Origin of the sequence: Siphonobacter sp., assembly GCF_048595215.1 — a bacterium.
In the GTDB taxonomy this organism is placed as follows: domain Bacteria; phylum Bacteroidota; class Bacteroidia; order Cytophagales; family Spirosomataceae; genus Siphonobacter.
The window spans coordinates 1-10,777 of the sequence record NZ_JBMDWJ010000355.1 but is presented as its reverse complement, the minus strand read 5'-3'; the positions used below and the strand labels follow the sequence as shown (position 1 = coordinate 10,777).

At 49.2% G+C, this 10,777-nt stretch carries 11 protein-coding genes; 2 read left to right on the top strand and 9 right to left on the bottom strand.

The genetic code is table 11. The annotated features are described in order from the left end of the window. Positions 1 to 31 precede the first annotated feature (31 nt). From ACOJTG_RS22090 to ACOJTG_RS22080, 3 genes are all read right to left on the bottom strand, one after another. The gene (locus ACOJTG_RS22090; protein ID WP_420155788.1) at positions 32 to 1,462 is read right to left on the bottom strand and encodes a circularly permuted type 2 ATP-grasp protein; all 1,431 of its coding nucleotides are present in this window, start codon (positions 1,460 to 1,462) and stop codon (positions 32 to 34) included. A gap of 212 nt (positions 1,463 to 1,674) precedes the next feature. After that, the gene (gene msrB / locus ACOJTG_RS22085) at positions 1,675 to 2,148 is read right to left on the bottom strand and encodes a peptide-methionine (R)-S-oxide reductase MsrB (protein WP_420155787.1); all 474 of its coding nucleotides are present in this window, start codon (positions 2,146 to 2,148) and stop codon (positions 1,675 to 1,677) included. Between the two features lie 157 nt (positions 2,149 to 2,305). Continuing rightward, entirely contained in the window at positions 2,306 to 3,241 is a 936-nt protein-coding gene (locus ACOJTG_RS22080) for a phosphatase (RefSeq protein WP_420155786.1), read from the bottom strand. A gap of 191 nt (positions 3,242 to 3,432) precedes the next feature. Between ACOJTG_RS22080 and rpsU the strand changes: the two genes are divergently transcribed. Beyond that, positions 3,433 to 3,627, top strand: coding sequence for a 30S ribosomal protein S21 (gene rpsU, locus ACOJTG_RS22075; RefSeq protein ID WP_094811467.1), 195 nt, complete (start codon positions 3,433 to 3,435; stop codon positions 3,625 to 3,627). 76 nt (positions 3,628 to 3,703) lie between these two features. Here the strand turns inward: rpsU and ACOJTG_RS22070 are convergent, their stop codons facing one another. From ACOJTG_RS22070 to ACOJTG_RS22045, 6 genes are all read right to left on the bottom strand, one after another. After that, the gene (locus ACOJTG_RS22070) at positions 3,704 to 4,381 is read right to left on the bottom strand and encodes a phosphatase PAP2 family protein (protein ID WP_420155785.1); all 678 of its coding nucleotides are present in this window, start codon (positions 4,379 to 4,381) and stop codon (positions 3,704 to 3,706) included. A gap of 121 nt (positions 4,382 to 4,502) precedes the next feature. Continuing rightward, positions 4,503 to 5,999 (bottom strand): hypothetical protein, encoded by a 1,497-nt coding sequence (locus tag ACOJTG_RS22065; RefSeq protein ID WP_420155784.1) that lies wholly within the window; start codon positions 5,997 to 5,999, stop codon positions 4,503 to 4,505. A 35-nt stretch (positions 6,000 to 6,034) separates the two neighbouring features. Further along, positions 6,035 to 7,498: a hypothetical protein gene (locus tag ACOJTG_RS22060; RefSeq protein WP_420155783.1), complete on the bottom strand. Its 1,464-nt coding sequence runs from the start codon at positions 7,496 to 7,498 to the stop codon at positions 6,035 to 6,037. A 5-nt stretch (positions 7,499 to 7,503) separates the two neighbouring features. Continuing rightward, the gene (locus ACOJTG_RS22055) at positions 7,504 to 8,373 is read right to left on the bottom strand and encodes a DUF4097 family beta strand repeat-containing protein (RefSeq protein WP_420155782.1); all 870 of its coding nucleotides are present in this window, start codon (positions 8,371 to 8,373) and stop codon (positions 7,504 to 7,506) included. 4 nt (positions 8,374 to 8,377) lie between these two features. Beyond that, positions 8,378 to 8,899 carry a hypothetical protein gene (locus tag ACOJTG_RS22050; RefSeq protein ID WP_420155781.1) on the bottom strand — a complete coding sequence of 174 codons (522 nt, stop codon included), beginning with the start codon at positions 8,897 to 8,899 and terminating at the stop codon, positions 8,378 to 8,380. Positions 8,900 to 8,903: 4 nt separating this feature from the next. After that, positions 8,904 to 9,425, bottom strand: a complete 522-nt coding sequence (locus ACOJTG_RS22045) for an RNA polymerase sigma factor (RefSeq protein ID WP_420155780.1) — start codon at positions 9,423 to 9,425, stop codon at positions 8,904 to 8,906. A 143-nt stretch (positions 9,426 to 9,568) separates the two neighbouring features. Here ACOJTG_RS22045 and asnS point away from each other — a divergent pair. Beyond that, on the top strand, positions 9,569 to 10,777 hold a 1,209-nt coding region (gene asnS / locus ACOJTG_RS22040), incomplete at its 3' end, for an asparagine--tRNA ligase (RefSeq protein WP_420155779.1).

The following is a 10,777-nucleotide window of genomic DNA, read 5'->3' as shown; positions in this document are numbered from 1 at the left end:
AAACCACTGGTGTATCGTACTTGAAATTGTTTTACCACATCACCCACGTATCCTTACTGCCGCCCCCCTGCGAGGAATTTACCACCAGCGACCCTTTATTAAGAGCTACTCGCGTTAGTCCGCCGGGAATTACATTGATTTCGTCGCCGTAAAGAATGTACGGGCGTAAATCGACGTGGCGACCCTCAATGGCTCCCTCAATCAAACAAGGTACCCGCGAAAGCGAAATAGTGGGCTGAGCAATGTAATTACGCGGATTATCCAGAATTTTCTGCCGGAATAGTTCGTGTTCCTCCTTCGTTGCCTTAGGCCCGATTAGCATCCCGTATCCACCCGCTTCGTTGGCTTCTTTCACCACGAGTTGCTCAATGTTTTCCAGCACGTACTTGCGGTCTTCTTCCTCCCGGCAGATGTAGGTACGCACGTTCGGAATAATAGGTTCTTCATCAAGATAGTACTTGATAATCCTAGGTACGTAGGCGTAAATCACTTTATCGTCGGCGACGCCCGTGCCCGGAGCATTGGCCAGGGCTACGCGACCTTTCTTGTACACATCGAAAATGCCCGGAATGCCAATCAGCGAATCCGGATTGAACGCATGAGGATCCAGGAAGGTATCATCGATACGACGATAAATGACATCGACCACCTGAAAGCCCTTGGTCGTTCGCATTTTCACGTACCCATCGTGTACGACCAAGTCGCGGGCATCCACCAGCTCCACCCCCATTTGCTGGGCCAGGTACGAATGTTCAAAGTACGCCGAATTGTAGATACCGGGTGTCAGAACGCATACCGTCGGATCGGGACGACCGGAAATATGTTGCAGCATCTGCAACAGACGGCTCGGGTAATCGGATACGGGCCGCACATCGGTACGAGCAAATACTTCCGGAAAGGTTTGTTTGAGTAATTCCCGGTTTTCGAGCATGTACGATACACCCGAGGGACAACGAAGATTGTCTTCCAGCACCATGTACTCGCCATCGTCCCCTTTAATAAGATCGGTACCCGTGATGTGGCACCAGATTCCTTTGGGTGGTTTTAGTCCAATACAGGCTTTAAGAAAGCTCTTGGAAGATTCAATCAAATCCCGGGGCACTACGCCATCATTCAGGATTCGCTGCTCATTATAAACGTCGTCGATAAACAGATTGATCGCCTTGATCCGCTGAATAAGGCCTTTTTCGAGCTTATCCCAATCCTTACTCGGAATGATCCGGGGAATGATGTCTACGGGCATAATCCGCTCCGTTCCTTCATTTTCGGAGTAGACGTTGAAGGTAATGCCCATCGCCATCAGAGCCCGCTCAGCGGCCTGATGACGACGCGTCATTTCTTCCATACTGAGCTGTTCACTGCGTTGTTTGAAGGCGTCGTACCCTAGCCGCACATTCCCTTGGGCGTCGAACATTTCATCATAGAAACCTTCGGTCTGGTAGTCATCGTAAGAAAACTGCATAAGTGTTAATCAATATTTTTAAACGCAGGAAAAAAGACTGGCTTTAGTAGTATTCATCTACAGAATGGGAAACATAACAAATATCCTGTAATAATTCAAAACGTATACCAAATTATCTTTCGATTTTACCAATAATGGCTATAATTAAATTCTAACGTTTGATCTAGAATTAGTACAAAAAGACCGGCCCCTAGCGGAACCGGTTCCTACCATTATCTACCCTTTTCGAAGGATAATGCTGCTGAATTAATGGTGTATTTAGACTTTCCCGGAGCTGGACCGTCGTTAGTCAAATGGCCCAGGTGAGCTCCGCAACGACTACAGGCGATGCCTTTACGTACCAGTCCATAACTGGTATCGGTGCTCTCTTCCAGGTTACGCGGATTTATGCCCCGGGAAAACGTGGGCCAACCGCTTCCAGTATCAAACTGAGCGTCGGTTTTAAAGAGCTCGGCCCCGCAGCATACGCAGAGGTAGGTACCTTTCTCTCGGTTGTTCCAGTACTTCCCCGAGAAGGCTCGTTCCGTACCTTTCTGGCGGGTTACAAAATATTGCTCTGGGGTTAATAGACGCTTCCACTCTGCTTCCGTTTTCTCCACCGGATACCGTTTGACGGGATCCTGTCTATCCGTAATGAACCACAGCGGCATGGCTGCTAAACCCTTAATCATACGTCGTCTTTTCATCCTGAAAATAATCCTTCAATCCGTTCAAGGTTTGGGAGATTCAAGGGGTATTTCCTGTCAAACCCGGTTTGTGTTTGCTTTGGAAGACCCACCCTGTCTAAGAAAGATACGCAAATCGCGGTCGATTCGTACCGCATTCAGTTTTTTTAACGAATGCTTACTGCCCCTGGCTCATTCGCGACAACATGCCCTCTTTCATGGCGTACAGCGAAACGCGAATTTGCTTCAGTTGGTATTTGCGTAAAAGAAAAGCAATCAGACAGGACGCGACTACAATCATGTCTACGCGGTATTCTTTCATTCCAGGAATTTGCAAACGAGCTTCCCGATCAAGCGTCAGAAATTTTTCGTACGAGTCGATGAATGAAGCCATGGGCAACTCAAAACTTACCTGTTCCGGGTCCGGCCAATGACCCGTACTCCGCATGGATTCTATATCAATCAGCGTTTCGAACGTCCCCGCCGAACCGATAATTTCCTTCGGTTCGTACTGATGCACCGCGTTGGTCAGGGGTACTAACTGTTGCTCGAGGTATTCATAAAGTTTACTGATTGAATCGGGCAGAATGGGATCGGCTTGCTGAAAACGGTCCATTAGCCGCTGTCCACCGATTTCAAAGCTCTGTTTCCAGAAAACTTTTTTGGCGTTACAAAGGATAAACTCGACGCTGCCGCCGCCAATATCTACAATGAGGGAAGTTTGCTCGCTCAGTACGGTACCGGCCTTTACGCCTTCATAAATCAGACTGGCTTCCTCTTCACCCGGTACGATGGTTACGGTAATGCCCGTAGCATTCAGAATGCGTTCGCAAAATTCTTCCTGATTAGCGGCATTGCGAACGGCACTGGTACCCAGGGCTACGATCTTTTCGGGAGCGATGTCGTACTGGTTAGTAATTTGACGAAACTCCCGCAGTACCCCCACGGCCCGATCCATTGCGGCTTCGGTAATTTTTCCCTCGGAGATACCACCTTCACCAATTTTGGCGGGCATGCTGGAGTCATGTAAAACAGTAAAACCGGCTACCTGCGTTTCGGCAATCAGCAGTTGAAAGGTATTGGTACCCAGATCAATAATGGCAAGACGAGTCATGATAAAAAGCGGTAAGCTCTAGAAAAGGAGCCTGTTGGACGAGACAGATCATACAACAATTCGAAAGATATACTTTTCCGAATCGCAATTGTTCGCCAAAGTTGCCAATAAAGTCTTGAAAATATAAAATAGAACCGTATATTTGCAATCCTGTTTTGGAGTTGAACCTTTCAAATTGCCGAATAACACACATGATTATCGTTCAAGTTAAAGAAAACGAAAGCATTGACAAGGCCCTCAAACGTTTCAAGAAGAAATTCGAGAAAACGGGCGTAATGCGTGAGCTCCGTTCACGTATGGCGTTTACGAAGCCGTCAATCACTCGCCGTCACCAAGTCATCAAGGCAGCTTACCGCCAGAAGATGCAGGAAAGCGAGCAACAATAGTTTGCACGTTAAAGCACGCCTGTGCTTTATGACCGGCATTGTAGCCATCCTTTTGATCGGGGATGGCTTTTTGCTTTTAGACCAGATCGAGTTGCCAGAAGGTATAGAAAGTAGTTCCACAGATGACCGCTCCCAGCACTAAGCCCGCTAGGATCTGCCTTGGCGTATGAGCATTGAGCTGCAGACGAGCACTCATTACCAAGCCCGTCAATAGAATAAATACGACCAGCGGGGCCAGTAAAGAGGTCGTACCGAAACGAGCCGTCAGGGCAATCAGTCCCCCTATGACTCCACCCATTCCGGTAGCATGAGCGGAAATTTGCCAGTATAGACTGATGAATGATACACAGGACACGGAAAACGTGATACTGGCCATCACCACCGTGAGTTGAGGTAGCAAAACCAGGTACCGCAAGGAAGCAAAGGAAAAGAGCGTATACAGCAGAACAATAACCAAGTACGGGCCTCGGCGATCTTCGAGCCGTTCCATCGTCAGGCTACGAATCACTCGTAACCGATATAAGACGTACAGCAAATACCCGGGAATCAGGAACGTAAAGAAAAACACCAGTAGCAACAGACCGAACCTGAAACTGAGTTTTACGCCGAAAAAATCGATGGTTTCCTGCCCATTAAAACTTTCCAGATTGGCGACCGTGAAGGGTGCCGTATAAAAGAGGATTCCACACAATACGGTCGGAATGAGTAGCGGATGCAGTACAAACGATAGAAAGCGGGCCAGACCTGTCTTCAAAATTGGTTAAGAGCTAGTGATGATCAATACCAACAAAAGTAAGTACCGAACAAGCCTTCACCAAAAGACAAGCCCCCGCAAGCCCGCCCGTTCCTGAGAATTTAATCCTATTCTTACAATTTTACTTGCGTTTGGCCCAGGCCAGACCAACTTTGAGATCCACGAAGCCGTAGGCGGTCGAACGAATCGAGTAAGCCCTCCCATGGTACACCTCGTTCGAATGACGACTTACTTCTTCCTGTTCCCCGGATTGATACCAGCGTTTTTCCTGGTAGGTATTGTGGGCGTAAGTAGAAAGGGGCAAACGAACACCAGCTTTCAGCTCAAAAAAACCATTGGAAAACAAACGTCGTTGCGTACCCCAGGCCAGGTACCCATCACTCAAAGTCTGTCGAATGTGGTGATTACTCCAGACTCTTTTTTCGCCCGCCCGTAAACTCCCCTCCCGTTGTTCAATTCGATTGCCCAAGCGTTCACTTGAAATGCCCAGCGTCACAAAATTTCCAGATAGATTATCGGATTGTTTGCCCCGGTTGATACGGGATTTCAAATTATAATAGTATCGGGACTCCAAAGCAATGCCGCCCTGTAACAGATGATCGCGAAAGGCATACGGGTAATCTGCACCGTAGGTACGTTCGCTTTGCTGGTATTTTCCGTAAACATTCCATTCTCCTTGTACGGAAAAGGGCGAGGCTCCGAGTTTATGCTCATACGCAACCGTCGTACGCAGGTGACCAGCCTGGGGCGACCAGCGAATGGGGTTATTTAAATCCACTTTCCAGATGGAACGAATGGGTTCAAAGCAGTGAAACAGTTCACAACGGGAGGAAATCGCCTGCGACTGGCCCGCAAAGGCAAAGCCTACTAGCGAACGGGTTTCAATGAAGGGTTCCCAGCTACTGGCCCGTAAATAGCGACTGTACAGTTGATTGGACGCTACCCCAGCCCGAATGGTAAAATCAGCGAATCCACGTTTACCAAACCGTCGCTGCAAACCATACACCAGAGCCACTTCCTGCGTATGCGAAGGACGGGAGGCATAGGGACTAATCGGAGACTCGGTTCGAATCGGTATCCGGCGTTCCAGGGACAGTCCCAGGTAGTTATCTGAAACGTTATTTACGCTTTTTCCTTCCCGGATGCGTCGATTCATGCGATAATACCAGCGAGGTTGTAGCAGTACCCGCAAATTGAGTGGATAGAGGGTTGAGTACAAGCCACCACGTTCACCCCGAACGTACGAAACGCCTCCGGTACTATTCCAGGTCAAGGCTGCTTCGGCATTGATCGACCAGGCTGTACTAAGTTTTTGTTCATAACCTACCCGCACCACATCGGATAACTGTTGAACCACGCTTTGTCCGTTTTGCCGGGGAATACTCATCTGGGCTCCATTCAGCGTACGCAGCAAATCAACCGGTACCATGATTTTGAATACGCTCCGGACGGGTACCTGCGTCTGAAAAACGTCCCCGTAGGTATCCAGAAGTCGCTTCTTCGTGCTTCCTACCGTATCCATTTCCGTGGTAAACTGAACGGTTTGCGTAGAATCCTGAGCAAAAAGCAAGCCTATACACGTTCCTAGCAGTAATAAGAGGAGTAGAAGCTTTTTCATAACAGCGGCGAAAGGTTAGATAGAAGCGGAATGATTTACTTGCGTTTGGCCCAGGCCAGACCGATTTTCAGATCGAAGAAGAAGTGTAGGCTTCCGGGAGCCATCTTCTGACGTTGAGCGTACACTCGATGATTCGTTTCCACTCGCTCTAGTGCACACCCTGACGTCGTAGATACGTACCTTTCCTGATTGGATGCGTAAGTGGTCAGCGGTACTTTCAACCCGGTTTTCAGTTCCAGAAAGCCATTGGTAAATAGCCGTCGTTGCAGACCCCAGGCCAGATAAGCGTCTGTAAAATGTTGATTATACGTGGAGCTTTGATTCCATTCCACTGCTACGCCCTTCTCTATTCCTTCTCCGTAGTTGCGGACGCGTCCCAGCCAATGCTCCCGCTGCATACCTATCGTGAAGAAATTACCGGATAGGTTATCCGACTGCCTCCCTCGCCGGATTCGCTTGTTTAGGTTATAGTAGTAACGACTTTCCAGGGCCAGGTTTGCCTGAAACTGTTTGTCGTTCGCCCCGCTTCCCTGCGTTAGTAAGGGTTGGGAAGAAGGCAGGTGATAGCGAAACGTACGCCCATAGGCCCCTACTTCGGCCTGAATGGAAAAAGGGCTTTCGCCAAGCTTCCGTTCGTAAGCCATCGTTGTCCGTACGAAACTGCCCTCATTGGACAGGCGAATAGGATTATTCAGATCCAGCTTCCATAAGGAGCGAACGGGTTCGAAACAATGCAAAATTTCGCACTGGGAAGAAGAAGGCTGTGAGAATTTCGTAAAGCCCAGCCCAATCAGCGTTCTGGTGTCCACAAACCAGGTCATAGGTCTAGCGTTGATAGAACTTAAAGTGAAAGGATCGCGAATTCGATTGATGCTGATTCCGCCCCGAAGCGAAAAATCAACAAGTCCCCGCTTTTTGAAGCGTCGCTGAAGTCCGTACACTAGAGCTATGTCCTGATTGCTGTATCCTGTTGCCTGCGAATGTCCGTAGTAAGGTTCAATTTTAAAGAGAAAGGTAGATTCCAGCGAAAGCCCCATGTAGTTCTCCGACACATTGTTCACGCTCTTTCCCGTTCGGATACGCTCGTTCATGCGATAATACCAACGAGGCTGAAGCATGAATCGAGCTGAGCCCAGCCTATAACCTCCAATCCCCTGGGGAATGGCTGCTTCAACATTGATTGACCAATTGGGTGCTAGTTTTCGCTCATATCCGATTCTTACTAACCCTATTCTTTCCTTGAAATGATCATGGATGCCCCTGGGAATGATCATCTGGGGGTCCAAGGCCGTTTTGGCCGTACCTAAGGGAACAATAATCTTGAGTATGCCGCGAGCCGGAACCTGCGTCTGGAAAACATCGCCGTACGTATCCAAAAGCCTGAGCTTAGGTGCGGAAGCAGTATCAATGTCTACGGTGTACGCGATCTGTGTACTATCCTGAGCAAACAAAACGTGGGTAACGGCAAGCCATAGAAGGGTTAGTAAACGTTTCTTCATCGTAATTAACGGAGGCTGATGGTTGCGAAAGTCGTTTGGATGTCGATAAGTCCGCCTTTAGGAGCGTGTAGAACGACCTTTCGCAGCGTAGGGGTATTCGTTTGCCAGGTAAAGCTCGACGAGCGGGGTAATTCAATCTCACCGTACTCAGCCTGCAGCTGATAGGTAAAGGGCGTATGTTCCAGATTCAGTAAGCGAATGTTCGTTTTCTGGGCTTTCACTTCGAGTTTTACCAATTGCCGATCGGCCCGTATTTCGGCTTCTCCACCCTGCGAACGAAGGGTGCAGCTTCCCTCGACATCACTTAGTTTCAGATTGGTATACTCCGTATTCAGTCTGACTTTCCCCGACAGATTACTGGCTTCCAGATCACCGTAGTGGCTTTCCAGTTGTACGTCTCCCCGCATCGCTTTCAGACTTATTTTGGAGAACTCCGTACTAGCCTGAAAATCAGCCTGTAATCCTGTAACTTTGAGTGAACCAAAATTTTGTTTCACCACCAGCGGACACCTTGCAGGTAGCCAGATGACCATACTGGTTTTGAACGAAGAAGTCAGTTTACCGGAAGCCGGTGCAATCAGGAAGTTTCTCAAAAACAGTCGCTTCCCGGACTTTTCACCCGTAAACTGAAGCGATTCGAGTTCCTTACGAGCCACCGCCCGGTCGGGGTGCCGAGCCGAAAGGTTTACGTTGATTTGAATCGTTTCCTTGTCCCAAACCCGAATGTCAATATCGGCCCGTTCGCCCGTAATCGTCAGATTTCGAATGGATTCGTAATGCTGTTCAATCGTTCGGGTCGCTACCTGAAGCGTGGTCTGCCCCTGAGCATGCCAAGCCAGGAGTCCGATCAATCCTAGTAATCGCCTTAATTTCATAGCATTAAATCAGTTCGGCCAGGCGTTTGAGTAATTCGGCCCGCTTTTCGTCCAGTTGGGTTTCCCAGGCCACCACCTGCGGATCATTGTGGTACAGACCCGCCTGCTCGTGCAATCGCTCGCTGGCTTGTTTTAATTCCGTTAGTTCCGTACGAATCATCTGAATTTCGGGCTGCTGACAAGTAACTTGTTGTACTTCGCACAGCGTTTCCAGCCGGTTCTGCTGTTGATCCAGACTGGTATTTTTCGAGTCGATCCACTGAGCCGATTCACTTTGTACAGCAATGGGGGTTTCCTGAGGCTGGTACCAGAGGCTTACGCCCAAAATCAGTAGTATCCCGGCAGCCAATGAGGCGATTTGCCAGCCCATGCGACGCGTTTTCCCCGGTAACGCAGGCTCTATACGCTCCCATAAGAATTCGGCAGGCTCGTACTCGGGTAACTGCCGCTGGTAGTCGAGCCGACTTTCAATTTCATGCCAGACCCGTTCATCGGGTTCGTATTCGGGTAATACCGGCCATTCCATACGTTTAACTGAGTAAGGCGGGTGATTGTAATAGTTTCCGTAATTTCTGCTTCGCCGCGTGTAGTTGTGATTTGGAAGTTCCTTCCGTCACGCCCAGAATCTCCGCTACTTCGCGATGCGAGTACCCCTCCACTTCAATCATCAGAAACACGGTTCGGCAACCTTCCGGTAAACTCAGCAGAGCCTTTTCGAGGTGAGCGGCCTCAACGCCTGCGTACCCCGTATCGGCTACTAATTCTTCCGGAAATTCCGTACTCCACAGTTTGCGACTTTCCAAGTGGCGATAGGCTTTTCGAATGACAATCGTTTTTAGCCAGCGGCCAAAGGTTGCTTCTCCCCTGAAATCCGACAGGTGCCGGAACATGTCGATGAACGCTTCCTGTAACACATCCTGAGCTGTATCAAAGTCGCCCGTCATGCGGTACGCCAGCGAGTACATAGGTTTCTTATACCGATCGTACAACTTCCGCTGGGCGATGCGATCGTGCTGGAGACAGGCTTGAATCAGGTCAGGAAGGTGGTCCATACGGGCATTTTCTGCACAAAAGAGATCCAGTTTCGCAGAAAGGTTGGCTGTGTACCGGATTTTTTTTCGGCGAGTACGCGGAAGTAGCTAATTTCGCGAATCTATTCTATCGACGGTTCTGCCGTCACTCATCGTAGTTTATCATGAAATATCAAATTAAAGATTACCTCCGTCACCACGGTTTTGTGGAACAAACGCTTACGGTTCAGGGATGGGTACGCACCAAACGGGAAAGCAAGAATGTCAATTTTATTGCTCTGAACGACGGCTCGACCATTAATAACCTGCAGGTCGTAGCGGAGGCGGGCGTGATTCCGGAAGATATTCTTAAACTCGTAACCACGGGTGCCGCCATTGCTGCTACGGGTATTCTCGTTGATTCGCAGGGAGCGGGCCAGACGGTAGAATTGAAAGCCACGTCCATCGAGGTATACGGTACCGCTGATCCGGACGCGTACCCGCTGCAACCCAAACGTCACTCGCTGGAATTTTTGCGGGAAATTGCTCATTTACGGCCCCGTACTAATACGTTTTCGGCGGTATTCCGCGTGCGTCATGCCCTGGCCTTTGCGGTACATAAGTTTTTTAGCGATAACGGATTTTTCTACTGGAACTCCCCCATCATTACGGGTTCTGACGCCGAAGGTGCCGGTGAAATGTTCCGCGTATCAACGCTTGACCCCAAGAATCCGCCCCTGAACGAGGACGGTTCGATCAACTATAAAGAAGATTTCTTCGGCAAAGAGACCAATCTGACGGTATCCGGTCAATTGGAAGGCGAGCTGGCCGCTCTGGCTCTGGGTAAAATTTATACGTTTGGACCAACCTTCCGGGCCGAAAACTCCAACACGACACGTCACCTGGCGGAGTTCTGGATGATTGAGCCCGAAATGGCCTTCTTCGATCTGTACGATAACATGGATCTGGCGGAAGATTTCGTTCAGTACGTCATCAAGTACGCCCTCGATAACTGTGTCGAAGATCTGGCTTTTCTGGAAAAACGCTTACTGGAAGAAGAGAAAAACAAACCCCAGAACGAACGTAGCCCGATGCCCTTGCTGGAAAAACTCCAGTTTGTGATCGATAACGATTTCGAGCGTCTGACCTATACGCAGGCTATCGAGATCCTGCTTCAGTCAAAACCACATAAGGAGAAGAAATTCCAGTATCCGGTGGAATGGGGCATCGACCTGCAAAGCGAGCACGAGCGTTATCTGGTCGAAAAACATTTCAAAAAACCGGTAATCCTGACGCATTATCCCCGGGCGATCAAGGCCTTCTACATGAAGCAGGAAGTGGATCGTCCCGAAGACAAAGGACCCACGGTACGGGCCATGGACGTGTTGTTCCCC